This window comes from Nonomuraea sp. K271 (genome assembly GCF_009908215.1).
GTDB lineage: Bacteria > Actinomycetota > Actinomycetes > Streptosporangiales > Streptosporangiaceae > Nonomuraea > Nonomuraea longispora.
Window position 1 is genome coordinate 12,759 of the sequence record NZ_JAAAHR010000085.1, and the last position, 25,091, is coordinate 37,849.

Genomic DNA, 25,091 nt, shown 5'->3' on the forward strand with positions numbered 1-25,091 from the left:
GGCCGGCCGTACCGGATGATGGAGCAATGGACGAGATGCTGCTGCTGCGACACGGCGCGACAGAGTGGAGCAAGGCGGGCAAGCACACCGGCCGCACCGACCTGCCGCTGACCGGCGACGGCGAGGAACAGGCCAGGGCGCTCGCGCCGCTGGCCAAGGGCCGCGAGTTCGGCCTCGTGCTGGTCTCGCCCGCCCAGCGCGCGCGGCGCACCGCGGACCTGGCCGGGCTCAACGGCTACGACGTGGACGCCGACCTGTGGGAGTGGGACTACGGCGGCTACGAGGGCATCACCACCCCTGAGATCCGCGAGAGCCGTCCCGGCTGGTACCTGTGGCGCGACGGGGTGATCCCGGGCGACGCGGAGCACCCGGGCGAGAGCGCCGCCGAGGTCGCCGCCCGCGCCGACCGGGTGATCGAGCGGGCCCGCGCCGCGGAGGGGCGGGTGGCGCTGGTGGCGCACGGTCACTTCCTGCGCGTCCTGGCCGCCCGCTGGCTTGGGCTCGGCCCAGCCGAGGGCAGGCTGTTCAAGCTCGACACGGGCACCTACTCGCGGCTCGGCTTCGAGCACGCCGAGCCGGTGCTCATGGCGTGGAACGCCCCGGTCGACGGTTTCCAGGCGGCCTGACCGGCACGCCGGCGCTCAGGCCGGCACCTGGGCAGGTCGCGGGCCGCGCCCCGTGAGCCACTCCAGGACCCTGCGGTGCCCCGCGGCGGCGTCCTCGAAATGGCCCCAGTGCCAGTACCTCGGCTGGTCGCGGATGCCGGTCACCCACGTCCGGTAGGAGACGGCGGCGCCCGCGGCGGCGGGTGCCACGCCGTAGGTGCGGATCACGACCTTGCCGCCCGGCGCGAACAACACGTCGTCGGCGATCGGGTACAGCGTCATCTGGTCGAGCATGGTCCCGATCCTGGCCCGGGCGGGAGGCGGGGCCGTTACGCCTCCGGCTCGCCGCCGTTAAGCGGGCGAGCCGGAGGTGAACACGGTGTTACACGAGCAGTCCGTCGAACTCTCCGTCCTTCACGCCGAGCACCAGGGCCCGGATCTCGTCGCGGGTATAGATGAGTGCAGGGCCGTCGGGGAAACGTGAGTTGCGCACCGCGATGCCTCCATCGGGAAGCTCCGCGAGCTCCACGCAGTTGCCCTGCGAGTTGCTGTAGCGGCTCTTGCGCCAGGCGACCTGGGTGAGGTCCGCCGCGGGCATGCCGTTGTAGGTCTGGTTCATCTACATCTTTCTGAGAAGACCGCCGATGAGCTCGACGGTGCCCCCTGGCGTGGTGCTTTCCACGCACAGTTGCTCCATAGCCGTGAGATACGGATCGATGTCCTCACGTTTGTCCAGGTACAGGGCACCCCAGAGCTGCTCGACGTAGACAACGTCCGACAAGTCGGACTCGGGAAACCGCAAGATGCTGAACGCGCCCCCTTCAGCGGCGTGCTTGCCGAACCTGAAGGGCATCACCTGCAAAGTGATGTTGGGAAGGGCAGCGACCTCCAGCAGGTGCTGGAGCTGCTCGGACATGACCTCTCGCCCGCCGATGGTCCTCTTGAGAGCCGCCTCGTCGACGACGGCCCACAGACGGGGCCCGTCCTTCTGCGTGAAGCGCTCCTGGCGCTGCATGCGCATGTGCACGCGGCGCTCGATTCTCTCCGGACTCGCATCGGGGTTGCCCAGCTGGAAGACCGAACGCGCATACGCGGCCGTCTGCAGCAGGCCCGGCACGAACTGCACCTCATAGGTGCGGATCACGCTGGCGGCCTCCTCCAGGCCCACGTACGTGGTGAACCACGACGGCAACTCCGCCGAGTACTTGTGCCACCACCCGGGGGTGTTGGCCTCGCGAACCATCTCCAGCAGGGCACGGCGTTCGGCATCGTCGACGACGCCGTACAGGGTGAGCAGGTCTTCCACGTCACGTGTCTTGAAGCCGACGCGCCCGAGCTCCATGCGGCTGATCTTGGACTCGGACGCCCGGATGTGAAATCCGGCCTGAGCACGGTCCAGGCCGCTGGCTTCACGCAGGCGCCTGAGACTCGCCCCGAGCATGATGCGCCGAACGGTCGAGCCGGAACCAGGCGGATCAATGGACACGTGCTTGCTCCTTGGTCGTTTCCTTGCGACTCAGTCTGTCACTTCACGGCCCAAAGATCATGGGCCGTGAACAAGATCCCCTTTCCCCCATATTGACCTTTTGACGGAAACCGTAGCGTGTGCACGGGCTGTCTGCACGTGCATTCGCTCTTGCAGTTGCACGAGAGTTTGACGCAGAATGATCTACGTGCAATCCATCACGGCGCCCGGCCAGTGGACGACGTTCGATTGGTGGCCTCCGGTCGGCTGGTGGCCGGAAGGGGCCCGCGATCTCCTGGCCCCCGGCCCGTCGACGAGCGCCACGTTCGTGCTGCCGCCCACCGCCTCCTCCGTCCACTCGGCCCGCAGCTTCGGCGCCGGCGTCCTGACCGGGTGGGGGCTGACCGAACTCATCGAGAACATGGAACTGGTGGTCTCCGAGCTGGCCACCAACGCCCTGCGCCACGGCCTCTGCCTCGACGACCCGCGCCGCGAAGGCACCGTGCACATGTCCCTGGTCCGCCGCGGGACGCTCGTGACCAGCGCCTTCACCGATCCAGGGTCGTCGGTGCCGGTGCTGCGATACCCTGGCCCCCTTGACACCGGCGGCCTCGGACTCCACATCGTCGAATCACTCAGCCTCCGCTGGGGCTGGTCCGCACTCGCACCTCACGGAAAGATCGTCTGGGCAGTCCTCTCCTGACCGAGGGTGATCTGCATTACCGTGGATGGTCATGGCTCACGGTGAGTCCCTTGCGCGCGACCCCATGAGAGTGCTGACAGATGGAAGATCACCTGCTCGGCTGGCTGCGAACACTAGAGGAAGACCGGCTCGGCCGCGTCCTGGCCAACAGGCCTGACGCCATCGCCGCGCCGTGGCCACGGCGGCTCGACACCCTGGCCCAGCGGCTGGGCAACGGCTTCGCCGTCATGGAGACCCTGCGGAGGCTTCCCCTCCCCTGCCTGCAACTGGCCGAGGCCGCCCTGGCCATGACCCGTCCCACGGCCGACCGGCTGGCGGCCTTCGTCGACGCCCGGCCCGACGACGTGACCCCCTGGCTCGATCACCTCTACGACCACGCGCTCGCATGGCCGGGCGACGACGGCGTGATCCATCTCGCCGAGGGCGTGACGCGCTGGTGGTCGGCGCCGCTGAGCCTGGGCGAGCCGCTCGAGCACTACCTCAACTCCTGGACCATCAGCAACGACGCGCTGCACGCGCTCGGCCGCAACCTCGGCCTGCCCGCGCAGGGCAACAAACGCCGCGCGATCGCCCGCGTCACCGAGGCGCTCAGCGACGGCGAGCGGGTCCGGGCGATGCTGGCCAAGGCTCCCGAGGGAGCCGTCCCGCTGCTCGACCGGTTCGCCTGGGAAGGGCCCACGCTCAACGTCGACGGAGGCCGCTTCGTCACCCCCGGCACGCCGGAGAAGTGGTGCGCCGACCACGGCATGTTGTTCCGGCCGAGCTGGCACGTCGCGGAGATCCCCCGCGAGGTCGCGATCTGCCTGCGCGGCCCCGGCTATCACCCGCCCTACGCGCCCGAGTCGCCCGAGGTGGCCACCATCCCCGTCGACCCGGAAGAGGTCGACCACCTGATGACGCTGGCCGCGCCACACGTGGTAGAGCGGTGCGCGGCCCTGCTCGACAACACCGCGAAGACGCCGCTGCCGCTGCTCAAGACCGGCGGCGTGGGCGTGCGCGAGGTGCGCAGGATCGCCAAGGAGACCGGCTGCGACGAGGACGAGACGCGGCTGCTGCTGGAGATCTGCGCCGTGGCCAGGCTGCTGGCCTGGGACGAGCAGTCCGGCGGCATGATCCCCACCGAGCGCTACGACCGGTGGCGGCTCGACGAGGGCTCGGCCAGGCTGCGGGTGCTGCTGTCGGCGTGGTGGCGCATGGAGCGCTCGTCGCTGCGCAGGGTCGACGGCAAGTACGGCACCGTGCTCGGCGACGACCCCACCGGCAGCGCGGTGGCAAGGGTCCGCAGGGCCGTGTTGTCGGTGCTGGCCCACCTGCCCGCCGGCACGGCTTTCGCCGGCCGCGACAGCCTCATGGGCAGCGTGCACTGGCACGCGCCGCTGATCGACCTGGAGCTGCTGCGGGAGTGCGCCCCCGCGGTGCTCGACGAGGCCAGGCTGCTGGGGCTGCTCGCCAACAACGCGCTCACCGACCTGGGCCGGGCGCTGGCGGGCCTGACCGCCCGGCCGGGCGACGAGAACGACGCCGCCGTGCCCATGGTGGAGCACGACCCCGTGCTGTCCGAGGCGGCCACCAGAGCGCTGGCGAGCGTGCGCAGGAGCGCCCTGTTCGGCCCCGACCTCACCGCCGTGGTGACCGGCCCGCCGTCGGCCGAGCTGGCGGAGTTGCTCGACCGGGCCGCCGACCGCGAGTCGCGCGGCGCCGCCTCGGTGTGGCGCTTCACCACGGGCAGCGTACGCCGGGCCCTCGACCGCGGCTACGAGCCCGACGAGCTGCTCGACGAGCTGGCCGCGGTCGGCACCATCCCGCAGCCGCTGGAATACCTGGTGCGCGACACCGCGCGCCGGCACGGCGAGGTGACGGTCACCACGGTCGGCTGCGTCGTGCAGGCCGCCGACCCGACGCTGCTGGCCGAGATCGCCGCCCACCGGCGGCTGGGCAAGCTGGAGCTGCGCCTGCTCGCTCCCACGGTGCTGGTCAGCGCCGCGCCCGCGGAGCGGACCCTGTCCGCGCTGCGGGAGGTCGGATACTCCCCCGTGCCCGTGGCCGACACCGGCGAGATCACGATCCACCGTGCCAGGTCGTCCCACCTGGACGAGCCGCACAACGGCAAACTGATCCTGCTGCCCGGCGGCCAGGTGGCCGAGCTGTCCGACTTCACCGGCATCACCGAGCTCGATGCGCCCCCCTACATGCTGGCCGAGCCGCCGCCCGACCCCTACGAGCACGCCCGCCGCCTGATCGCCGCCAGCCGGGCCGACGCCGGCACCAACGGCCGCACCTGGGCGGTCATCGGCCGGATGGCCACCAGGCTGCCGACGGCCCAGCAGTCGCTGCTCGGTTTCGTGGTCGACCGCGGCGTGCGGGCCGGCATCACGCTCACCGACGGGCTGACGGCCACGATCAGCCACGGCGAACTCAAGGGCGGCGCGCTCGACGCGTGGTGCGAGGAGGCGGGCGACTACCTGGAGTTCCCCCTCGCCGAGATCGTCGAGGTCAGGGGCGCCTACTGACCCCGCGCCCGATCAGGCGGGGGCGGTGACGCGGCGGCGGGCCTCGGGGACGATCAGCGGCGTGCCCGTCTGCGGGTCCTGGATGATCTCGCAGCGCAGCTCGAACACCTGCCGCACCAGCTCCGGCGTGACGACGTCGCCCGGCTCCCCCTCCGCCACGATCGCGCCGCCGCGCATCACGATCAGGTGGGTCGCGTACCGGCAGGCCTGGTTCAGGTCGTGCAGCACCGCCACCATGGTCCGTCCGGTCTCGTGCAGGTCGGCGCAGAGGTCGAGCACCTCGATCTGGTGGGAGATGTCCAGGAACGTGGTGGGCTCGTCGAGCAGCAGGATCGGCGTCTCCTGCGCCAGGGCCATGGCCAGCCACACCCGCTGCCGCTGGCCGCCCGACAGCTCGTCCACGATCCGGTCGCCCAGCTCGGTCACGTCGGTGGCGCGCATGGCCTCGGCCACCGCCTTCTCGTCGGCCTTCGACCACTGCCGCATGAGCCGCTGGTGGGGGTAGCGGCCGCGGGCCACCAGATCGGCCACCGTGATGCCGTCGGGCACGATCGAGCTCTGCGGGAGCAGGCCGAGCCGCCTGGCCACCTCCTTCGACGGCAGGGAGGTGATGACGCTCCCGTCGAGGTGCACGGCGCCCGTCTTCGGCTTGAGCATCCTGGCCAGCGCCCGCAGCAGGGTGGACTTGCCGCAGGCGTTCGGGCCGATGATCACGGTGAAGGACTCGTCGGGGATCGACACGTTCAGGTCCGTGGCTACGACGCGCTGGTCGTACGCGAGGGTGAGGCTGGTGCCGGACAGTCGGGAGGCCATCAGCGGAGATCCTTTCGCCGGGGCGGCGGCCATCAGTGGCGCTCCTTTCGCAGGAGCAGGACGAGGTAGGTGCCGCCGATGGCGGCGGTCAGCACGCCGACGGGCAGCTGTGTGGGGGCCAGCAGCCGCTGCGCGGCCAGGTCGGCGGCGGTCAGCAGGACGGCGCCGGTCAGCGCCGAGGCGCCCATCGTCACGCCGGGCGAGCGGGTGAGCCGCCGGGCCAGCTGCGGCGCGGCGAGTGCGACGAAGATGACGGGCCCGGCCGCGGCCGTGGCCACCCCGGACAGCAGCACCCCGGCCGCGATCGCCACCGCGCGCACGGGCTCCACCTTGATGCCCATGGCCTTGGCCGCGTCGTCGCCCATCTCGATCATCCGCATGGGTCGCGACACGTACGCGCACATGGGCAGCAGCACGGCCAGTGCCAGCGCCACGGGGAGGGCGTGGTCCCAGCCGCGCCCGCTCAGGCTGCCCGTCAGCCAGGCGCCCGCGGTGGCGGCGTCGTTGATGTTCGCCCGGGTCAGCAGGTACGAGTTCACCGCGAGCAGCAGCGCGTTCGCCCCGATGCCGACCAGCACCAGGCGGTAGCCCTGCACGCCACCGCGGTAGGCCAGGGCGTAGACCAGCACGGCGGTGACCACGCACCCCGCCAGCGCGCCGCCCGCGATCGTCATGGCCGAGCCGCCGGCGACGACCGCGATGATGCCGCCGGTCGAGGCCCCGGCGGTGAAGCCGATGAAGTCGGGGCTGCCGAGCGGGTTTCTGGTGAGGCTCTGGAAGATCGCGCCGCTCAGCCCGAACGCCGCCCCCACCAGCAGCCCTGTCACCACGCGGGGGACGCGGAGCTTGCCGACGATCAGCTCGGCGACCGGCGGGCCCTGGCCGAGGACCGCGGCGACGATGTCCGGCACGGGTACGGTGTACTCGCCCGTCGCCAGGGCGGCCACGCTCACCGCGCAGGCGAGCACGAGCAGCGCGGCCCCGGTGACCAGAGCGCGGGGCGCGAGCCGTACGGACCAGGATCCGACGCGGATGGTCACAGCGCCGCCACCCGCCTCCGCCTGGCCAGCATGATGAAGATCGGCGCGCCGAGCACCGCCCACACGATGCCCACCTGCACCTCGCCCGGCCGCGCGATGAGCCGGCCCGCCACGTCGGCCACCAGCAGCAGCACCGGCGCGGCCAGCGCCGAGTACGGCAGCACCCACCGCTGGTCGGGGCCCACCACCGCGCGCACGGCGTGCGGCACGATCAGCCCCACGAACCAGAGCGGACCGGCGGCGGCGGTGGCCGCGCCGCACAGCAGCGTGACCGCGACCCCCGTGAGGATCCTGGTGCGGTTGACGCCGACGCCGAGCGCCTTGCCCGCGTCGTCGCCGAGCGCGAGCGTGTTGAGCGGGCGGGCCAGCATCAGGCCGAGCACCAGGCCGGCGGCCATGAACGGCGCCAGCCGCACCAAGGTGTCGGCCGTCTGCCCGGCCAGCGACCCGGTCAGCCAGAACCGCATGCGGTCGAAGGTCTGGGCATCCATGCGCAGGATGGCCGAGGCGATCGCCGTGCAGACCATGCCGAACGCGACGCCGGCGAGGGTCAGGCGTACCGGGCTGGAGCCGGAGCGTCCGGAGGAGGCCAGGGCGTACACGGCGACGGAGGCCAGCGCGGCCCCTCCGAACGCGAACCACACGTAGGCGGCGGGGTCGGAGAGCCCGAACAGGCCGAGCGCCAGCGTGACGCCGAGCGCGGCGCCCTCGTTGACGCCGAGCAGCCCGGGGTCGGCGAGCGGGTTGCGGGTCAGGCTCTGCATGAGCGCGCCGGCAAGCCCCAGGGTGGCGCCCACGCCGATGCCGAGCAGCGTGCGCGGGACGCGCAGCTCGCGGATGACCGTGTGGTCGTTGGAGCCGTCAGGGGCAAGGAAGGCGTCGATCACCGTGCCGAACGACACGCCGCGCGCGCCCAGCGCCACGCTGGCCATCGCCACCAGCGCCAGCACCGCCACCCCGACGACCAGCCCGGTGGCGAGGACCGCCGGGCGGCCCCTGCGCCCGGGGTCGCGGGCGGCGCCGGCCTCCTCACCGGCACCGGCGACCGGGACGGCCGTCTCCTCAGCCGGACGCACCCAGCCCCCTCTCATAGCAGTCAAACTTAGGCAAGGCTAATCTAATGGCCTGTATGCAAGGCAAGCCTAACCACCATAGGAGATCGAGATGCCGGGACCCGTACTGCCGCGCAGGGGCTTCCTGTCGGCCACGGCAGGCCTCGCGGCGGCCCTGACACTCGCGGGGTGCGGCGGCACGGAGACTGCGGCCAGGGAGGGCTCCTCCGCCCCAGAGGGCCGGAAGTGGTCGTTCACCGACGACCGCGGCAAGAAGCTGGAGCTGGACAAGCCTCCCGCCCGGATCGTCGCCCAGGTGGGCTCGGCGGCCGCCCTGTGGGACTTCGGCGTACGCCCCATCGCCGTCTTCGGCCCGCACAAGCTCAAGAACGGCGCCAAGGACCCGCAGGTCGGCAACGTCGACATCACCAAGGTCGAGGGCCTGGGCAACGTGTGGGACGAGTTCAACGTGGAGAAGTACATCTCCCTGCAGCCCGAGCTCCTGGTCAGCAGCATGTACGTCAAGGGCGTCCTCTGGTACGTGCCCGAGAAGTCGAAGGACACCATCGAGCAGGTCGCCCCGACCGCGGGCGTCATGCTCACCGGCAAGAGCGCCACCGACGTGATCGGCACGTACGAGAAGCTGGCCACGTCGCTCGGCGCCGGCATGGAGGGCGTGCCCGAGGCCAAGGCCCGCATGGAGGCGGCCACCGAGCAGCTCGCGCAGTTCAAGAACCTCAGGGTCCTCATGATGTCCGGCGGCCCCGACCAGATGTGGGTGGTCAACCCGCCCGAATATCCCGACATCGTGCATCTCACCACCGCCGGGCTGGACGTCGTCACGCCGTCCAAGGTGGACGAGGGCGGCTTCTTCCAGACCCTGAGCTGGGAGAACGCCGACACCTACGACGCCGACGTGATCCTCTACGACACGCGTACCCAGTCGCTCAAGCCGGAGGAGATGTTGAAGAAGCCCACCTTCGCCAAGCTGCCCGCGGTCGAGGCCGGCCAGTTCTACCCGTGGCGGGCGGAGGTGCCGTTCAGCTACCACGGGTACGCGGCGTTCCTCGAGGAGCTGGTGGCCGACCTGAAGAAGGCGCGCCCGCTCGGCTGACCGGTCAGCGGGCTCCGCAGCGGCGCACCGCGAGCAGGGCCAGCGCGCGGGTGACGGCCAGCAGCTCGTCCAGCGCGACCTGCTCCCTGGGGGCGTGCGCGAACCGCACGTCTCCGGGGCCGTAGTGCAGCGTCGGGATCCCGCCCGCCGTGTACAGGCGCAGGTCGCTGCCGTACGGCGCCGCCGCCTCCACCGGCGCGGCGCCCGTCGTGTCGGCGATCGCCCTGCTCACCTCGCCCAGCAGCTCGTGGCCCGCGGGCAGCCGGCCGCTGGCGAACTGCCCGCCCGGCCACGTCACCACCGGCGGGTTGGCCCGCAGCCAGGGGTGCGCGACCTCCGCGACCGCCTCCTCGAACGCCGCCCGCGCCGCGGCCGGGTCCTCGTCCAGCCGCACCCCGAGCCGCCCCTCCGCGACCAGCAGGTCGGGCACAGTGCTGGCCCAGTCGCCGGCCCGCACGGTGCCGATCTCGATCGGGTAGGGCAGCGCGTTGCCGCGGAACACCTCGGGCACGTCGCTGTTGCGCGCCGCCTCCAGCCGCCTGATGGCCTCGAACACCGGCCAGAACACCTCGACCGCGTTGACGCCCTCCTGGCGGGTGGCACCGTGGGCGGCCCGCCCCGCGAGCTCCAGCCCGAACGTCAGCGCCCCGGCGTTGGCGGTGATGACCGTGCCGCTGGTCGGCTCGCTGATGACCGCGGCCTCGGCGGTGTGGCCCCTTTCCAGGGTGGCGAACGCGCCGAGCCCGCCGTCCTCCTCGCTGATCACGCAGTGCACGGCCAGCGGCCTGACCAGCCTGACCCCCGCACGGTGGATCGCCCTGACCACGGCCAGGTTGGCGACGAGCCCGGCCTTCATGTCGCACGCGCCCCGGCCGTGCAGCACGTCGCCGCTGATCCTGGCGGCGAACGGGTCGCTGCCCTCCCACTTGGCCAGGTCACCGGTGGGGACGACGTCCACGTGCCCCTGGAGCGCCAGCGCGGGAACGCCCTCTCCCTCGGTCACGGCCACGACGCCGTACCCCTCGGTGCGCGGGGCCTCGGTGCCGGGGAAGCCGGGGCGCTCGCCGAGCTCGTCGAGGTCGAGCTTCCACACGTCGACGTCCATTCCCAGGCCGGCGAGCAGGCGGGCGTAGTGGTGCTGCAGGTCCGACTCGGCGTCGGTGCCGGTGACGCTGGGAACCCTGACGGCTTCGGCCAGCAGGTTCACGGTCTCGGCGGCGTCGATGGCGTCGAGTACGCGGGCTTCTACGTCGTGCACGCTGCATTGTTGCATGTCGCCGGGATGTCGGGGTCCGAGGTGTCCGGGCCTCGCTCAGCCGGCTTCGGCCCGTACCTCGCCGAAGCGCACGGCGAAGCCCGTGCCCACGGGGGCGGCGGCCATGGCGCCGGCCATCACGGGCCTGCCGGGCGGGAAGTGGGCCAGGCGGAGCAGGGTCTCCGGCGGGTCGCCGTCGAGGCCGTAGCGCACGGTGACCGCGTCGCCCGCGCGTTCCAGCGTGAACGTCACCCGGTCGGCCGCGCGCCCGAGCGGCAGCACCGACCAGTCGGAGAACTCCCTGGTCACGACCGTGCTCAGGTGGAAGCCGCCGTCGACGTACTCCACGCCGGCCTTGATCCATTGGTGCTCGTCGATCCTCAGCAGGGCGCCCGCCTGGTCGTACTGCTCGGCGTAGTCGCCGGCGAACGTGACGGACAGCTGCAGGTCGCCGGGCAGGGTGCGGCCGAACATGTGGGCACTGTCGTGGGTGTAGCCGTAGTGGGTCCTGCGCCACATGTCGGTGGCGGGATCGCAGATGAGGCTCAAGCCGTCGTCGGCGGTCCATTCGCGGGGAGGGTTCAGCCAGTGCCAGCCGGTCTCGCCGAAGGCCATGATCATGACGTGATCCTGCCACGATCCCGGCGCCTCGGTAAGCGCCCCCGAGAGGGCGACGGCGGACCCGGGAACCCGGATGTCCCACGACTCGTAAACTTGGGCCCGTGGAAGAGCCCAAGTTCGAGATTCAGATGCTGCACGACCGGGTCATGATCAGCATGGAGCAGGAGGCCGGGGAGCGGCGCAGCGGCTCCGGGATCGTCATTCCCGCGACGGTCAAGATGGCCAACCGCCTGGCCTGGGGCGAGGTCTGCGGCGTCGGCACGAACGTGCGCTCGGTCAAGGTCGGCGACAAGGTGCTGTTCAACCCCGAGGACCAGTTCGAGGTCGAGGTGCACGCGCGGATCTATCTCGTGATGCGGGAGCGCGACCTGCACGCCGTCGCCACGCAGGAGACCGACCACGGCACCGGGCTCTATCTCTGACCTCTATGACGTCGGCGCCGTCCTGGCGAAGGAGAGCCAGAGGCCCGCGTCCCACGTCCTGGCGGGCACATCGGCCAGCACGCGGGTGACCTTCCCCTTGAGGTCGAGCACCGACAGGCGATAGGCGCCCCCGTGCGCGAGGACGGCGATGAGGTGCTCGTCATCCCACCACCCGAACACCGCCCGCGGCGCCGCGTCCACCCGCCCGGCGATACTTCCCGTGGCCGGGTCGACCAGGCAGAGCTGCTCCTCGAAACGTTCGGGGCACCACGTGGCCAGCCGCTCGCCCGACGGGGAGTAGGCGTCCTCTGGGCCGGTCGGCGGGCCCACGTCCGCGTACGCGCGCACGACAGCGCCGTCGGACGCCCGGTGGACGCGCAGGCCGGTGCCGTGCCGGGAGACGAGATGGCCGTCGGGGCTCCACCAGAAGCCGGCGTCCGCCCCCAGGCCGTCGATCTCGACCGTGCGGGCGGTCCTTCCGGCCACGTCCACGACGGTGAAGCCGAGCACCCGCCACTTCCCGCTCACCTTCTGCTCGACCGTGAGCGCGACCTTCTTGCCGTCACGCGACCAGGACGCGTAGGAGGCGGTCATGGGCTTCTTGACCGTGCGGATCGTGGTGGTCCCGCCGGTCGCGCGGTCGGTGACGAGGAGCGCGTCGTGGCCGGACCGGTACGCCGCCGGCACCCCCGCCGCCAGACGGCCACCGGGTGAGACCGACACCTCGGACAACGGTTTCCTGTGGGTGAAGGCGTTGCCGGTGGCGGATCTCAGGTAGGTGCGCCGGGTGCCGAGGCCGTAGGCGGTGAGCCGTACGGGATCGCCCGTTTTTTCGCGATATTTTATACCGCCGATGCCCGGAAGCTCCAGATCCGCCCCTACGGCTGCCCGCACGGGCAGCGCGACGGTCGGCGCGACGGGAGTGGGGAGGGTCAGGGACAGCGCGACGGCGATGGTGGCGATCACGCCCGCAGAATAGGCATGAATCCGCGGGTTTCCCGTGTGATGCCGACTAGGTATGCACGTGGCTCAGCGCGAACTGGACGACGTCGAAGCCGACCGTGCGCAGCCCGAGATAGACGATCGCCCCGGCTACGGCCACGGTCACGGCGAGCACGACGATGCGCACCGTCCAGCCCTGCCGTTTGTACCACTCCGTCCAGGCGTGCAACACGCGCTTGCCGAACTCCAGCAGCTTGTGCGCCCAGTGGAACTCCGTGGCCAGCACCGCCAGCCCGGCGAACACGACCAGCCAGCCCGGCCCGGGGAACGGGACCATGATCAGCCCACCGACCACCATGACCGTGCCGATCACGCCGATCACGATCTTCAGCGTCAGCGCGCCCGTACGGGTCGAGCGGATGCCGTCCAGCCAGCCCTGGATCCCCCTGCGACGTCCGGGCATGCCGGAGCGACCGGCGGCCTCCCGCTTGATCACGTCGGCCTCGCCGGTGTCGGAGTTCTGAATCGTCACATTTCCCCCCGGCAATCGATGTGCCCCCCAGGATACGGCGCTGCCTCCGGTCACACTTGCAGACGGCTAGCAAATCACCAAACCCCCAAACAGGTAAAATCTCCTGCTTGGTCGGGCTTCCACCGGCAATTATCGGTTAATGTCTGCTATGCCCGACGTATTGCTCCGCACTGTCACCGGCCCTGTACGCGCGGCCTCCATCGAGGGCGTCGTGCTGCCCCACGAACACCTGCGCACCGACATGCGCTGGGCGGTCGGCATCGAGTCCGACCCGCACCGGTGGCTCGACGAGGAGGCGACCGTCACCGCGGAACTGCGCGAGCTGCGTCAGTCCGGCGGGCTCTCCCTCGCGGTCGACCTGACGTGCATGGGCATGGGCCGCGACGCCGGCACCCTGGCCCGGGTCGCCGCCGGCAGCAGGGTGGCGGTGATCGCCTCGACCGGGCTGTTCGCCGATCCGTTCACGACCGTCGGCGACGCCGACCCCGACACCCTCACCGGCCTGCTCATCGAGGAGATCTCCAGCGGCGTCGACGGCACGGGCGTCTTCCCCGGCGTGATCGGCGAGGTCGGCTGCTGGGGCGCCGAACCCACCCCGCGAGAGGAACGGTGCCTGGTCGCCGCCGCCCGCGCCTCGCTCCGGTCCCGCCTGCCGGTCGCCACGCACGGCAGGAACGCCCTGTCCCTGCTGGAGATCCTGCTCGGCGAGAACCTACCGGGCTCCCGGGTGGCCGTCGGCTACGCCGGAGCCGAGCCGGCCGCCGCCAGGAAGATCGCCGAAGCGGGCGCGTACGTGAGCCTCGGCGTTCTCGGCCTCGGCCCCGGCCAGGCGGCCAGGATCGCGCTCGGCCTCATCGAGGACGGGCTCGCCGACCGCATCCTCCTCAGCACAGGGCTGAGCCGGGTGGCGCAGACCCGCAAGTACGGCGGGCCCGGCTACGCCCACCTCTTCCACGACCTGCTGCCGCGCCTGCGCGACGCGGACGTGGGCGAGGACACCATCCGCCTGATCACGCACGACAACCCGCTGCGCTGGCTGACCTCCGGCCTGGCTTGACCTCCACCGGTGTCAAGGTTGCAGAGTGCATGGCATGATTTTCACTCCAGCGGAACTCGACTACCTGTCCACGCAGCGCATCGGCCGCCTGGCCACGGTCGCGCCCGACGGGCAGGTGCAGAACAATCCCACCGGGTTCTTCGTCGACGCCGGCACCGGCACGATCACCATCGGCGGGCACGCCCTCGGCGCGTCCAAGAAGTTCGCGAACGTCCAGGCGGGCAGTACGGTCGCGTTCGTCGTGGACGACCTGGCCTCGGTGGACCCGTGGGTGGTGCGGGGCATCGAGATCCGCGGCACCGCGCAGGCCCTGACGGACCACGAACCGCCCGTGGCGTTCTTCTCGAGGGAGGTCATCCGGATCGCCCCTGCCAGGATCGTCTCGTGGGGCGTGGACGGGCCCCGTACGAGCCGGGCGGTGTGAAGCTCACCGGCCCACGCTCCTAGGGTGACGGCATGGCGACTACATGGGTGGTCAGCGGGCCGCCGGGCGCGGGCAAGTCCTCGGTGGCCACCGCGCTGCTCGCCCGGCTCGACCCGGTGCCCGCCCTGCTCGACAAGGACACCGTCTACGGCGACTTCGTGGCGCGGGTCCTGCACGCGCACGGCAGGCCCGGCGGTGAGCGCGAGGGCCCCTGGTACGACGAGAACGTCAAGCGTCACGAATACGCCGGCCTGACGAGGACCGCCGGGCAGATCCGCGGCCACGGCTGCCCGGTGCTGCTCGACGGCCCGTTCACCACGCAGGTGCACGACGCGGCGCGGTGGGCGGAGTGGGTGGCGGAGCTGGGCGGGCCCCCGGTGCGGCTGCTGTGGGTGCGCTCCGACGGACCGACGCTGCGCGAACGTCTCACGGCACGTGGTCTCGCGCGTGACGCGGGCAAGCTCGCGGCGTTCGACGCCTACCTGCGGGCCATCCGGGTGGACGAGCCGCCGGCCGTGCCCCACCTGGAGATCGACAATCGCCGCGGCGCGCCGCCGATCGCGGACCAGCTGACGGCGGCGGGAATACCGCCGCGAGCGCGTTCAGCGGATCACGGGTTCACCCGGTAGTCGTCATCCCGCGTGTCCAAGATCGCCATGTGCCCCGGCAGGTGGCCGATCGCGTACTCGACCTTGCCGGCCATCACCGCCGCCTGGGGTGTCACGCCGCACGCCCAGAACACCGGCGTCTCCCCCGGCCGCACCTCGACGGGGTCGCCGAAGTCGGGCCTGGCCAGGTCCGCGATCCCGATCGCCGACGGGTCGCCCACGTGCACGGGCGTGCCGTGCACCATCGGATAGCGGCCGCTCACCTCGACGGCCGTCTTCACCAGGTGCTCGGGAACCGGCCGCATCGACACGACGAGCGGCCCGGACAGGCTGCCGACGGGCTCGCAGGCGACGCCGGTGACGTACATCGGCACGTTCGTCCCCAGCTCCAGGTGCCGCAGCGGCACCCCGGCGGCCAGCAGAGCCCGCTCGAAGGTGAAGCTGCAGCCGATGAGGACCGGCACCAGGTCGTCGCGCCACGCGGCCACCACGTCGCCCAGGTCGGCGACCGCCGCGCCGTCGCGGTAGAGCCGGTAGCCGGGCAGGTCGGTACGCAGGTCACCGGGGAACAGCCGGGTGGACCAGGCGCCCGGCTCCCCCACGTCGAGCACCGGGCACGCCCGCGGGTTGAGGTGGGCGAACAGCAGCAGATCGTAGCCGAGCCGCTCCGGCACGGCGATCAGGTTGGCCTGGGTCCAGCCCCGGCACCAGCCCGCGGTGGGCACCCGCTCGCCGGCGCGGAAACGCTCGCGCGCCTGCCCGGGGCTCAGGTCGGCGACGTCCACCTCTTGACGTTATGACCGCCGCGTGCCGAGGTCCATCACCGCGTCCGCTACGTGATGTTGCGAATCTGCGGGGTAGCGGGTGGCGGTGCGGCTAGATGTGAACCTCCTCGACTACGCTCTGATCGCCATCTACTTCGCCACCGTGCTCGGCATCGGCCTGGCCGCCCGCAAACACATCAGCTCCAGCCTCGACTTCTTCCTCGCCGGTCGCGGCTTACCCGCGTGGGTCACCGGCCTCGCGTTCCTCTCGGCCAACCTCGGCGCGATCGAGATCCTCGGCATGGCGGCCAACGGCGTCCAGTACGGCGCGATGACCGTGCACTACTACTGGATCGGCGCGGTCCCCGCCATGGTGTTCCTCGGCATCGTGATGATGCCCTTCTACTACCGCTCCAAGGTCCGCAGCGTGCCCGAGTTCCTGCGCAGGCGCTTCAACGGGGCCACGCAGCTGCTCAACGCGATCACGTTCGCGGTCGCGCAGATCCTCATCGCCGGGGTGAACCTGTACGCGCTGGCCATCGTCATGGAGGCGCTGCTCGGCTGGCCGCTGCCGGTCTCGGTGGTGGTGTCGGCGGTGATCGTGCTGGCGTACATCACGCTCGGCGGGCTCTCCTCGGCGATCTACAACGAGGTGCTGCAGTTCTTCGTGATCCTCGCCGGCCTGATCCCGCTGACCGTGCTCGGCCTCATCAAGGTGGGCGGCGTCTCCGGCCTGGCCGACAAGGTACGGCAGACCTCGCTCGGCGAGGGCGGCCTGCACACCTGGGCGGGCACGGCCGGCGAGAACCCGATGCAGGCCCACTGGATCGGCATCGTGTTCGGGCTCGGGTTCGTGTTGTCGTTCGGCTACTGGACCACCAACTTCGCCGAGGTGCAGCGCGCCCTGTCGGCCAGGAACACGAACGCGTCGCGGCTCACGCCGATCATCGCCGCGTACCCGAAGCTGCTCATCCCGCTCGTCACCGTCCTGCCCGGGATGATCGCGCTGGTGCTCTTCGACGGGTGGGGCCAGGGGCAGGACTACAACAACGCGATCCCCCTGCTCATGCGCGACCTGCTGCCGAACGGCGTGCTGGGCGTCGCGGTGACCGGGCTGCTGGCGTCGTTCATGGCCGGCATGGCCGCCAACATCAGCGGCTTCAACACCGTCTTCACCAACGACATCTGGCAGGCGCACGTGCGCAAGGACCGCGACGACGGCTACTACCTGCGGGTGGGCCGGATCGCGACGGTCGCGGGCGTGGCGCTGGGCGTCGGGACGGCGTTCATCGCGGCCGGTTACACCAACATCATGAACTACCTGCAGGCGCTGTTCTCCTTCTTCAACGCGCCGCTGTTCGCGACGTTCATCATCGGGCTGTTCTGGCGGCGGATGACGCCGTGGGCCGGCTTCTGGGGGCTGCTGGCCGGAACGGTGGCGGCCTTCGTGTCCTACGTCGCGTACAAGGCGGGGGTCCTGAACTTCGGCACCGAGCTGAACGCGAGCTTCTGGGGCGCGGGCGTGGCCTTCGTCGTGGACGTCATCGTGTCCGTGGCGGTCACGCTGGTCACCACGGCCAGGCCGACCGAGGAACTGCGCGGCCTCGTCTACGGGCTCACCGCCGTGGACGCGGAGGACGACGCGCTCGCCGGGGACGCCCGGTGGTACCGCTCGCCCGTGCTGCTCGGCACGGGCGCGATCGTACTGGCCGCTGTGATGTACGGAGTGATCCTGTGACGGACATCAGACTGGTGATCGGCGGGCTGTTCCTGCTGTACGGCGTGATCCTCATCGTCGCCGGGCTCGCCGGGGAGGCCGTGAACCTGTGGACGGGCCTGGCCATGGCCGTCTTCGGCGGCGCCTTCGTGGTGTGGTCGCGCGTCAGACGGATCTGACCGGCTCCCCGCCCCCGCGCCCCCGCCCGGGGGTGGACGGCCTTTTCCGGAGGGCGGGCGATCGCCGCCTTGGTTATCGCCCACCCGCGCCGCCGGATCCTGCGGTTCCCGGAAGGACGCCCGTCAGTACTCGACCTCGAACGTGTGCCGGCCCAGCGCGTACCCCTCGCCCTTGGGCACCACGTGGCCGTGCTCGATGAGCGTGGCCAGGCTCTCCCGCACGTCGTCCTCGTCCAGGTCCGTCGCCCGGACCAGCCCGTCGAGCCCCGCGCTCCCGTGCTCGACCGTCTGGGAGGCCACCGCCTCGTACACGTGGATGTCCACGTCCGACAGGGACTGGACATCGTGGCTCTCTGTCATCATCGTTGTCTCGCCCCCTCCCTCAGCCGCATCGGGTCGACCTCGCGCTCGGGGTGGCGCCGGAGGTATTCGGCCTCCAGCTCGTTGGTACGCGACGTGTGCGTCGTCAGAGCGTCGTCCGATCCGTGGAAGAACGTGTCGCTCCGCGTGGCGTGCAGTTGCCGCAGCTCACGCACCAGATCGTCGTCGCTGAGCTCGCCCGCGTCTATTCCCATCGTCGTCATGGGCTCCCACTACCCCAGAAGACCAGCAACAATATCTGTCACATTTCCTGACATTTAGGCATTGTTTGTAAGACATCGCCGCCTTACCTTCCCGTTATGGACCTCGAGCTCAGGCACCTCAGGATCGTGCGCGCGGTCGCGGACGCGGGAAGTGTGAGCAAGGCCGCGTCCCTGCTCGGGCTGGCACAACCGGCCCTCACTGCCCAGCTCAAGCGCATCGAGAGGGTGCTCGGCGGCACCCTGTTCGAGCGCGACCGCCGCGGCGCCCGGCCCACCCGGCTCGGCGAGCTGGTGCTCGCCAGGGCACGCGTACTGCTGCCCGCCGCCAAGGAACTCCAGGACGAAGCGCTGCGCTTCGCCCAGGCCCCCTCCCCCGGCTTCCGCATCGGCGCCACCAACGGCCCCATACTCGGGGGCCTGGTCGACCGCCTCGCCGCCGAACGCACGATCAGCACGTACACCTCCTGGTCGGCGCACGAGCTGAACAGCATGGCCGAGCTCGGCCGCCTCGACTACGTACTGACCGGCGCCTGCGGCGACTCGGGCACCCCCACCGGCTCGCTCCTGTGGGAAACGATCAGCGTCGACCCCGTCTTCTGCCTGGTGGCCGAGAACCATCCCGCCGCCAAGGAGAAAGAGATCGAACTGGCCGAACTCGCCGAGGAGCAGTGGGCGGTCACGCCGGGGGACGGCTGCTTCGCCGACTGCTTCGCCATGGCCTGCGCCAGGGCCGGGTTCACGCCTGGCACGATCTACGAGACGGACGTGCCGACGTGCACGCACCTGGCGCAGGTCGGCCGGGCCGCCGTACTGTGCCAGGCCACCCACCAGCCCGCCCAGGGCCTGGTCATGGTGCCGCTGGCCGGCGCGCCGCTGCGCTGGCGGCAACTCCTCGGCCGCCACCCCACCGCGCCCGACGCCGCCTGGGTGGTGGCACAGGCGAAACAGGCCCACATGGACGCCGTACGCAAGAGCCCGGTCTACAACGACTGGCTCGTACGCAATCCGGGATATGGAACCGCTCCATAACACTGCCTCCGGGGCAGACCGGCTCTCCCCCGCTCCGTGCTCCGCCGTCGCCGTCAGCGCGCCCCCCGACAGCGAGGAGATCCCCCTGCCCAGAGCGTCCGCGCTGATCGCCGTCGCGACCGGCGACCTTGCCGTGCCCGCGACCCACCTCCGCCGCCCGTTCCGGCGTGGTCGACACCATCCGAGCGCGACTACGGGGGCCCGCAAGGAACCGGCGATCAACCACCTCGCCGACGAGTCCCACACCGACGCCGCGGCGCTCACCCGCGCACGAAACTCGGCGACGACTACGCCGGCGTCCGGTAGGCGCGGCCGGCAGAGCCCCGGACGGACGCACATCGCGGCTCGCACAGGGACACCCCGCTGACCACCGTCAAGGACGGCCTCGACGAGGGACACACCATCCGCCGCCGCTCAGCGCCTGGGCCGCCTCACGCACAACCGCCGCGCGCTCAGACCAGCAGGAACTCCCATCCCGGCTGCCACTCGAACGATCTGACAAGTTCCTCCAGCGGCCGACCGTGCAGCAGGTTCTGCAGCGCCCATAAGTTCGCGGTGTGCGCCACCACCAGCACCGTCCGCCCCTGCCGCTCCCCCATCACATCCCGCAGGAACGCCGCCGTCTCGGCGACCACCTGCCGGTAGCTCTGCCCTCCCGGCCACGGGGTGTCGACGTACCTGCTCCGCAACGCCGCGACCTCACTCACCGGCCGCCCGTTGTGAATCCCGTAGTCGCACTCCCTGAGCCGCCGGTCCAGCTTGATCTCCTTGCCGGTCCCACCGAAGGCGATCTCGGCCGTCTGCACGGACCGCCGCAGGTCGGATGAGTAAACGACATCGACCTTCCGCCGCCGCGCCCCCAACTCCACCGCTTGGGCACGCCCGAGGGAGGACAACTCACCCGGCAACCATCCGGTGGCGATGCCCGTCTCGTTGTGCACGGTGGTGGAGTGCGCCTCGTAGATCAGTTTGACAGCCACGCCCAGACGGTACCGGCCTTACCTGCGTACCCGCTGGGAAGACCCGGCCTCCACCCGCCGTCACAGCGCTCTGCAGACCCGGCCGGACCCGAAAATGATCGTCTCAGGCTCCACCAACTCGTTCGGGCGTGGAATGATGTGTGCGGAGGTCTACCTCCCGTCCGGCCGGGCACCACAATCGGTTCCCATGCTCTAGCCTTGGCATGCGCGGGGCAGGAGCATGATCGTTGTGACGCCCACCGCACGTCACACAACTGAATCCAGGGGCGGTAGCTCAGCCGGTCAGAGCATCGGACTCATAATCCGTGGGTCGTGGGTTCAAGTCCCACCCGCCCTACTCTTCAATACCGCATTCGACCTGGGGTTTCTCGGCCCCGGTCAATCTTGAGCCTCGTTGTTGATCATGGCTGGTTGCTCGCCCTGGCCCGTGAGCTCCGCTCGGCCAGGGTCGCGGTCACACTCGTGGTGCACGAGCACAAGCGGCTCGGCCGCGGCCTGGCCCCGGCGACGGCGGCAGCGGCGTCGCGTGCCGGGCCCGCCGCCCAGGCCCGGCCCGCGATCGGCGGGTGTGCGTAACTCCGGATCGGCCCGCAGCTGCGGCACCAGCGTGAAGCGTGGCGTGTGGTACTTCGGCGCGACCTTCCCGCCTCGCGTCCGGCAGGCGCTGCCCGCCGGCGCCTGGCACGTCGGACAGTCGAACGCCTCAACTGCGGCCGCGGGGTCATCAAGATCGCTAATGTCGCAAAACCTATCGTGACCGCGTTGTGAGAACACGGTTTTGCGAGAGGTTATGAGAACGACGGCCAGGGACAAACCGGACCCCGCCGGAAGGCTGGCCAGGGTCTGTCAGAACTCCTCATTTCTGAGAACAAACAGAGCCACCGTGGCTACGCAGAGCCAGATTGCGTTCGCAGCGACTCGAGCAGCGGTGCCGATGTCCAGTCGCCGGTCCGACGGGTTGGTGATGGTCAAGGGCTGTGGCGCTTCACCAGGTGATCGGTTGGCTGGTGAGCAGGGGCCGGACCTTGGCGAGCATCAGGTCGAGGAATTGGTCGGGGTGGCGGAAGGAGGCGAAGTGGCTCGCGTCCTGGATGAGGGCGAAGTCCTTGACCGGGGCGGTGACGTCGTTGAAGAACCGCCGGACCGGCTCGGGCGGAGTGATCACATCGCGCTCGCCCTGGAAGATGAAGAACGGGATGGCGAACGTGGTGCCTTCGGCCCATTCGTCGATGGTCGCGGACTCGGGCGCGACGCGCTGGGAGAAGCTCATGGCCTTGGTGTAGGCGGGCAGCTCGCGTAGGGAGTGCAGGGGTGAGGACAGCAGGGAGCCGGCCACGACGGTCTTGATGGTGTCGAAGGTGAGCGGGTCGGAGCCGACGGTGTGCTTGTTGTACTGTGACCAGTCCTCGACGCTCCAGGCCGACTTGTCCGGGCCCATCGCGGTGACGGCGGCCAGTTCCTTGCGCTTGCCGGTCGGGCGGAGCCGGTCCAGCAGCGCGTGGTAGGCGGTGTGGTCGCGGCCGCCGGCGTTGATGTTCTGGTCGGTGCCGACGTAGGCGGAGTACAGCTCCGGGTGGTTGCGGGCCAGGCGCAGCCCGATGAAGGAGCCGAAGGAGCAGCCGAGCAGCACGACTTTGTCGACGCCGAGGCGGGCACGGATGTGCTGGGTGACCTCCAGGGCGTCGCGCTCGAGTCGCTGCAGGCTCAGGTCGCCCTGTCCGTCGGGGCCGCCGCGAGCGAAGGTCTTGCCGGCGCCGCGCATGTCCCACCGCACGACGGTGAAGTGCCGCTCCCAGGCGCGGGTGCGCGAGGCGAAGATCAGGTTGGTGGCGCCGGGGCCGCCGTGGAGTTCCAGGATCACCGGGTTGCGGTGGTCTTCGCCGCGGATGGAGATCCATTGGTCGATGCCGCCGATGCGGGCGAAGCCGGACTCCTCGACGCCGTACGGGCTGGTGATGCGCAGTCGTTGGGCGTGGGCGGTGCGCCTGAGCCGACGGTAGCCGAACAGGCCCGCGGCGGGGACGGCGATGAGCGCGCTTGCGGTTGCGGCGACGGCGATGCTGAGCATCTGTTACCCCTCTAAACTGTTTATGTTCTAAACAAGTATGTTTACGCTATATACAGTTGTGGGAGGGTGTCAACCGACGCCCGCGAACGACCTCACCAAGAGGAGCGACCATGGCCAGGGCAGCCAAGCCGCGCGAGAACAAGGACAAGAAGGCGCGCGACCTGCCGACGGGCATCGCGCTGCTGTGGGGCGAACAGGACCAACCCGCCCGCGGACCCAAGCCCAGCCTCACCCCCCAGCGCATCGCCCAGGCCGCCGTGACCCTCGCCGACGCCGAAGGGCTGGAGACCGTCTCGATGAACAGGGTCGCCGCCGAATTCGGCGTCTCGGCCATGGCCCTGTACCGCTACGTGCCCGGCAAGACCGAACTCGTCGAGTTGATGGTCGAAGCCGTCCTCTCCGAACCTCCCGACCTGTCGGCCGCCAGCTCCGACTGGCGAGCTCGGCTTTCCACGTGGGCCCACCGCCAGTGGGCGGTCTACCAGGCCCACCCCTGGCTGCTGGCCGCCACCGCCATGCGCCGGCAGATCATGGGCCCCCACCAGCTCGCCTGGATGGACGCCGCCCTCGCCGCCCTGGAACCGACCGGCCTGACCGCCGACCAACGCCACCACGTCTTCCTTCTGATCGCCGGTCAGGTACGCAACCTCGCCCAGCAACGAGCCGACATCAACGAGGACCACAACCGCGAATGGGGCCGCCTGACCAGCGAACTACTCAACCGCCACAGCGATCGCTTCCCCGCCCTGACCAAGGCGATCGCCGACGGCGCATTCACCTCCACCGAGCTCGATCCACTCGACTTCGGTCTTGATCGCATCCTCGACGGCGTCCAGGTGCTGATCGACCGTGCCTAGCGAGCATCACCCCCCTACGATCGTTGACCTGCTGACGCAGCTGCGACGCAGGTCAACGACGGCATCCGTCGGCGGCCCGAGTCGACCGACAAGGACTCGCGCAGACCAACGTGATTTGGGCTCATCGGCGTGACTCTTGGTCCCTGTAGCGCCAAGATCCGGTCCGATCCTCCCCGGAGGCCGATCCGGCGCCGCCCCCGCCGCACCGAGCTCCCCGCCTGACCGCCTCAGCAGCCGGCCCCCTGCCGCAGGTCGTCGAGGCCGAGCGACGGAGGGCGACATTTGTCCAATCCAGGGGCGCGTACCGGCGGCGACAGTGGGCTCATGACTGTTCCACGCCGTAGGGCGGACTGAATGACCAAGAGGGCTGCCACGCGGATTCTCGTCTCAGGCGCCAGCGTCGCCGGTCCGGTGCTGGCCTACTGGCTCACGAGACACGGCTTCGAGGTCACCGTCGTGGAGCGCGCCCCCGGGCTGCGCAGGACGGGCGGGCACGCGGTCGACCTCTTCCGGCCCGCGATGGACATCTCGGAGAAGATGGGCCTGCTCCCGCGCGTCGAGGAGCGGGCCACCGGCACCGACCGGATGACCCTCCACCGGGAGGGCACACGGCGTCCCGTCCGGGTCGACCTGTCCAAGACCTTCGGCGCCGCCTCCGGCCGGCACGTCGAGATCATGCGCGACGACCTGAGCGAGATCTACTACGACGCCACGCGCGACGACGTGGAGTACGTCTTCGGCGACTCGATCACCGAGATCTCGTCCGACGGCGAGGTGCGGTTCGACAATGCCGCGCCGCGCCGCTTCGACCTCGTCGTCGGCGCGGACGGGCTGCACTCCAACGTGCGCCGCCTCGTCTTCGGCGAAGAGTCCCGCTTCAGCGCGTTCATCGGCGCCTACCTTGGGGTGCTGACCCTGCCGGACGTCTCCTGGCTCGACGGCGAGCTGCTCATGCACGTCGGCGTCGGCCGCACCGCCGGCATGTACGGCGCACGGCACCTCGGCGAGGCGCGGGCACTGCTCCTGTTCCGGAGCGAGCGCGAACTCGGCTACCACCACCACGACGTGCCCCGGCAGAAGGACCTGCTGCGCGGTGCGTTCGAGGGCATGCACCCCGAGGTGGACCGCTGGCTGGACGAGCTGGACCGCACCCCGGCGTTCTACTTCGACTCGATCACCCAGCTCCGCATGGACACCTGGTCGCGGGGGAGGGTGACGCTCGTCGGCGACGCCGGCTACTGCCCGGGCCCGGCCGTCGGCGGCAGCACCAGCCTGGCCGTCGTCGGCGCGTACGTCCTCGCCGGGGAACTGGCGCGGGCGGGCGGCGACCATGAGCGCGCCTTCCCCGCCTACGAGCGCGCGATGGCCGAGCACGTGCGCGCCGGCCGCGCGGCCGCGCTCAGCGCGGCGAAGACCCTGATCCCCACCTCGCGCCTGGGCGTGTCGGGACTGGCCCAGGGCGCCCGCCTGATGTCCGCCCTGCCCGCGGGGCTCTGCCGCGCCCTCCTCCGTCTCACCACCAAGAGCGCACGCGCCCACAACTCCATGACCGTCGGCGACTACCCGGCACGCCGGTGACGGCCGCCCCTGTGGCAGGGGCGGCCGTCAATGGACGGTCAGGAGCTGGGGCAGGTGTCGCGGTATTCCTCGATGGCGAGGCCGCTGGGCGCCGGGCAGAGGAATTGCTCGTAGCGGGTGTCCTCGTCGACGAACCGCTTGAGCCAGGACACCATCGACTTGGCCATCGTGG

Annotated in this window: 30 protein-coding genes, 1 tRNA gene and 1 pseudogene; 15 read left to right on the top strand and 17 right to left on the bottom strand. The window is 70.8% G+C overall.

Annotated features, from left to right (window positions below; all coding sequences use genetic code 11):
* Positions 1–26 precede the first annotated feature (26 nt).
* Entirely contained in the window at positions 27–626 is a 600-nt protein-coding gene (locus GUY59_RS26430) for a histidine phosphatase family protein (RefSeq protein WP_138204027.1), read from the top strand.
* Positions 627–641: 15 nt separating this feature from the next.
* Here the strand turns inward: GUY59_RS26430 and GUY59_RS26435 are convergent, their stop codons facing one another.
* The 3 genes from GUY59_RS26435 to GUY59_RS26445 form a co-directional block, all read right to left on the bottom strand.
* Positions 642–899 (bottom strand): hypothetical protein, encoded by a 258-nt coding sequence (locus GUY59_RS26435; RefSeq protein ID WP_132630644.1) that lies wholly within the window; start codon positions 897–899, stop codon positions 642–644.
* Between the two features lie 88 nt (positions 900–987).
* Positions 988–1,224 (bottom strand): DUF397 domain-containing protein, encoded by a 237-nt coding sequence (locus GUY59_RS26440; protein WP_043632079.1) that lies wholly within the window; start codon positions 1,222–1,224, stop codon positions 988–990.
* A complete protein-coding gene (locus GUY59_RS26445; protein ID WP_132332428.1) occupies positions 1,225–2,046 on the bottom strand; it encodes a helix-turn-helix domain-containing protein in 822 nt (273 codons plus the stop codon). It abuts the gene before it with no gap.
* Positions 2,047–2,269: 223 nt separating this feature from the next.
* On the opposite strand from GUY59_RS26445, the gene GUY59_RS26450 reads away from it, so the two are divergent.
* Positions 2,270–2,773 carry an ATP-binding protein gene (locus GUY59_RS26450; RefSeq protein ID WP_138204025.1) on the top strand — a complete coding sequence of 168 codons (504 nt, stop codon included), beginning with the start codon at positions 2,270–2,272 and terminating at the stop codon, positions 2,771–2,773.
* Between the two features lie 80 nt (positions 2,774–2,853).
* Positions 2,854–5,283 (top strand): helicase-associated domain-containing protein, encoded by a 2,430-nt coding sequence (locus GUY59_RS26455; RefSeq protein ID WP_138204023.1) that lies wholly within the window; start codon positions 2,854–2,856, stop codon positions 5,281–5,283.
* Positions 5,284–5,295: 12 nt separating this feature from the next.
* Here the strand turns inward: GUY59_RS26455 and GUY59_RS26460 are convergent, their stop codons facing one another.
* Genes GUY59_RS26460 through GUY59_RS26470 form a run of 3 tightly spaced genes read right to left on the bottom strand, consistent with a single transcriptional unit; the run spans position 5,296 to position 8,212 of the window.
* On the bottom strand, positions 5,296–6,096 hold the full coding sequence (locus GUY59_RS26460; protein WP_132332415.1) for an ABC transporter ATP-binding protein: 801 nt from the start codon (positions 6,094–6,096) through the stop codon (positions 5,296–5,298).
* A 32-nt stretch (positions 6,097–6,128) separates the two neighbouring features.
* On the bottom strand, positions 6,129–7,136 hold the full coding sequence (locus GUY59_RS26465) for a FecCD family ABC transporter permease (RefSeq protein ID WP_138204021.1): 1,008 nt from the start codon (positions 7,134–7,136) through the stop codon (positions 6,129–6,131).
* Positions 7,133–8,212, bottom strand: coding sequence for a FecCD family ABC transporter permease (locus GUY59_RS26470; RefSeq protein ID WP_252375088.1), 1,080 nt, complete (start codon positions 8,210–8,212; stop codon positions 7,133–7,135). The genes GUY59_RS26465 and GUY59_RS26470 overlap by 4 nt, the downstream gene beginning before the upstream one ends.
* Positions 8,213–8,300: 88 nt before the next feature.
* Between GUY59_RS26470 and GUY59_RS26475 the strand changes: the two genes are divergently transcribed.
* Positions 8,301–9,302, top strand: a complete 1,002-nt coding sequence (locus GUY59_RS26475; protein ID WP_138204017.1) for an ABC transporter substrate-binding protein — start codon at positions 8,301–8,303, stop codon at positions 9,300–9,302.
* Between the two features lie 4 nt (positions 9,303–9,306).
* On the opposite strand, the gene GUY59_RS26480 is transcribed toward GUY59_RS26475, so the two are convergent.
* Together GUY59_RS26480 and GUY59_RS26485 are read right to left on the bottom strand one after the other, a co-directional pair.
* A complete protein-coding gene (locus tag GUY59_RS26480) occupies positions 9,307–10,560 on the bottom strand; it encodes an ArgE/DapE family deacylase (protein WP_252375087.1) in 1,254 nt (417 codons plus the stop codon).
* Positions 10,561–10,614: 54 nt separating this feature from the next.
* Positions 10,615–11,178: a DUF1349 domain-containing protein gene (locus GUY59_RS26485; RefSeq protein ID WP_138204013.1), complete on the bottom strand. Its 564-nt coding sequence runs from the start codon at positions 11,176–11,178 to the stop codon at positions 10,615–10,617.
* 101 nt (positions 11,179–11,279) lie between these two features.
* Here GUY59_RS26485 and GUY59_RS26490 point away from each other — a divergent pair, with 101 nt between their 5' ends.
* Complete coding sequence (locus GUY59_RS26490; protein WP_132332410.1) at positions 11,280–11,600, top strand: GroES family chaperonin; 321 nt, start codon at positions 11,280–11,282, stop codon at positions 11,598–11,600.
* Between the two features lie 3 nt (positions 11,601–11,603).
* On the opposite strand, the gene GUY59_RS26495 is transcribed toward GUY59_RS26490, so the two are convergent.
* Together GUY59_RS26495 and GUY59_RS48980 are read right to left on the bottom strand one after the other, a co-directional pair.
* A complete protein-coding gene (locus tag GUY59_RS26495; protein ID WP_138204010.1) occupies positions 11,604–12,566 on the bottom strand; it encodes a TolB family protein in 963 nt (320 codons plus the stop codon).
* A gap of 46 nt (positions 12,567–12,612) precedes the next feature.
* Positions 12,613–13,074 (bottom strand): TIGR02611 family protein, encoded by a 462-nt coding sequence (locus tag GUY59_RS48980; RefSeq protein ID WP_138204008.1) that lies wholly within the window; start codon positions 13,072–13,074, stop codon positions 12,613–12,615.
* Positions 13,075–13,222: 148 nt separating this feature from the next.
* Here GUY59_RS48980 and GUY59_RS26505 point away from each other — a divergent pair, with 148 nt between their 5' ends.
* Genes GUY59_RS26505 through GUY59_RS26515 form a run of 3 tightly spaced genes read left to right on the top strand, consistent with a single transcriptional unit; the run spans position 13,223 to position 15,184 of the window.
* Positions 13,223–14,131, top strand: a complete 909-nt coding sequence (locus tag GUY59_RS26505; RefSeq protein ID WP_138204006.1) for a phosphotriesterase family protein — start codon at positions 13,223–13,225, stop codon at positions 14,129–14,131.
* A 34-nt stretch (positions 14,132–14,165) separates the two neighbouring features.
* Positions 14,166–14,555, top strand: a complete 390-nt coding sequence (locus GUY59_RS26510; protein ID WP_171055500.1) for a PPOX class F420-dependent oxidoreductase — start codon at positions 14,166–14,168, stop codon at positions 14,553–14,555.
* 32 nt (positions 14,556–14,587) lie between these two features.
* The gene (locus GUY59_RS26515; protein ID WP_138204004.1) at positions 14,588–15,184 is read left to right on the top strand and encodes an AAA family ATPase; all 597 of its coding nucleotides are present in this window, start codon (positions 14,588–14,590) and stop codon (positions 15,182–15,184) included.
* On the opposite strand, the gene GUY59_RS26520 is transcribed toward GUY59_RS26515, so the two are convergent.
* On the bottom strand, positions 15,166–15,948 hold the full coding sequence (locus GUY59_RS26520; protein WP_212746253.1) for a putative hydro-lyase: 783 nt from the start codon (positions 15,946–15,948) through the stop codon (positions 15,166–15,168). The two genes, GUY59_RS26515 and GUY59_RS26520, sit on opposite strands and share 19 nt — an antisense overlap.
* 85 nt (positions 15,949–16,033) lie before the next feature.
* Between GUY59_RS26520 and GUY59_RS26525 the strand changes: the two genes are divergently transcribed.
* Positions 16,034–17,665 carry a sodium:solute symporter family protein gene (locus tag GUY59_RS26525; protein ID WP_246063736.1) on the top strand — a complete coding sequence of 544 codons (1,632 nt, stop codon included), beginning with the start codon at positions 16,034–16,036 and terminating at the stop codon, positions 17,663–17,665.
* Positions 17,662–17,823 (top strand): hypothetical protein, encoded by a 162-nt coding sequence (locus GUY59_RS47620; RefSeq protein ID WP_165959559.1) that lies wholly within the window; start codon positions 17,662–17,664, stop codon positions 17,821–17,823. The genes GUY59_RS26525 and GUY59_RS47620 overlap by 4 nt, the downstream gene beginning before the upstream one ends.
* Before the next feature lie 123 nt (positions 17,824–17,946).
* On the opposite strand, the gene GUY59_RS26530 is transcribed toward GUY59_RS47620, so the two are convergent.
* Together GUY59_RS26530 and GUY59_RS26535 are read right to left on the bottom strand one after the other, a co-directional pair.
* Positions 17,947–18,186 carry a hypothetical protein gene (locus tag GUY59_RS26530; protein WP_138208428.1) on the bottom strand — a complete coding sequence of 80 codons (240 nt, stop codon included), beginning with the start codon at positions 18,184–18,186 and terminating at the stop codon, positions 17,947–17,949.
* Positions 18,183–18,407 carry a DUF6158 family protein gene (locus GUY59_RS26535; RefSeq protein ID WP_132332403.1) on the bottom strand — a complete coding sequence of 75 codons (225 nt, stop codon included), beginning with the start codon at positions 18,405–18,407 and terminating at the stop codon, positions 18,183–18,185. The genes GUY59_RS26530 and GUY59_RS26535 overlap by 4 nt, the downstream gene beginning before the upstream one ends.
* 96 nt (positions 18,408–18,503) lie before the next feature.
* On the opposite strand from GUY59_RS26535, the gene GUY59_RS26540 reads away from it, so the two are divergent.
* Positions 18,504–19,436 carry a LysR family transcriptional regulator gene (locus GUY59_RS26540; protein ID WP_138208427.1) on the top strand — a complete coding sequence of 311 codons (933 nt, stop codon included), beginning with the start codon at positions 18,504–18,506 and terminating at the stop codon, positions 19,434–19,436.
* A gap of 452 nt (positions 19,437–19,888) precedes the next feature.
* Here GUY59_RS26540 and GUY59_RS26545 read toward each other — a convergent pair whose 3' ends face one another.
* Complete coding sequence (locus tag GUY59_RS26545; protein WP_138208426.1) at positions 19,889–20,416, bottom strand: histidine phosphatase family protein; 528 nt, start codon at positions 20,414–20,416, stop codon at positions 19,889–19,891.
* A gap of 263 nt (positions 20,417–20,679) precedes the next feature.
* Here GUY59_RS26545 and GUY59_RS26550 point away from each other — a divergent pair.
* Both GUY59_RS26550 and GUY59_RS26555 read left to right on the top strand, forming a co-directional pair.
* A tRNA-Ile gene (locus GUY59_RS26550) sits at positions 20,680–20,753 on the top strand.
* 74 nt (positions 20,754–20,827) lie between these two features.
* The gene (locus GUY59_RS26555; RefSeq protein WP_161714713.1) at positions 20,828–20,992 is read left to right on the top strand and encodes a hypothetical protein; all 165 of its coding nucleotides are present in this window, start codon (positions 20,828–20,830) and stop codon (positions 20,990–20,992) included.
* A 9-nt stretch (positions 20,993–21,001) separates the two neighbouring features.
* On the opposite strand, the pseudogene GUY59_RS51440 reads toward GUY59_RS26555, so the two are convergent.
* Together GUY59_RS51440 and GUY59_RS26560 are read right to left on the bottom strand one after the other, a co-directional pair.
* A pseudogene (locus tag GUY59_RS51440) lies at positions 21,002–21,190 on the bottom strand (zinc finger domain-containing protein); the annotation flags it as partial.
* Positions 21,191–21,401: 211 nt separating this feature from the next.
* On the bottom strand, positions 21,402–22,484 hold the full coding sequence (locus tag GUY59_RS26560) for an alpha/beta hydrolase (RefSeq protein WP_138208425.1): 1,083 nt from the start codon (positions 22,482–22,484) through the stop codon (positions 21,402–21,404).
* 110 nt (positions 22,485–22,594) lie between these two features.
* Between GUY59_RS26560 and GUY59_RS26565 the strand changes: the two genes are divergently transcribed.
* Together GUY59_RS26565 and GUY59_RS26570 are read left to right on the top strand one after the other, a co-directional pair.
* Complete coding sequence (locus GUY59_RS26565; RefSeq protein ID WP_138208424.1) at positions 22,595–23,341, top strand: TetR/AcrR family transcriptional regulator; 747 nt, start codon at positions 22,595–22,597, stop codon at positions 23,339–23,341.
* Positions 23,342–23,695: 354 nt separating this feature from the next.
* Positions 23,696–24,919 (top strand): FAD-dependent monooxygenase, encoded by a 1,224-nt coding sequence (locus tag GUY59_RS26570; RefSeq protein WP_138208423.1) that lies wholly within the window; start codon positions 23,696–23,698, stop codon positions 24,917–24,919.
* A 38-nt stretch (positions 24,920–24,957) separates the two neighbouring features.
* Here the strand turns inward: GUY59_RS26570 and GUY59_RS26575 are convergent.
* On the bottom strand, positions 24,958–25,091 hold a 134-nt coding region (locus GUY59_RS26575; RefSeq protein WP_442939018.1), incomplete at its 5' end, for a poly(ethylene terephthalate) hydrolase family protein.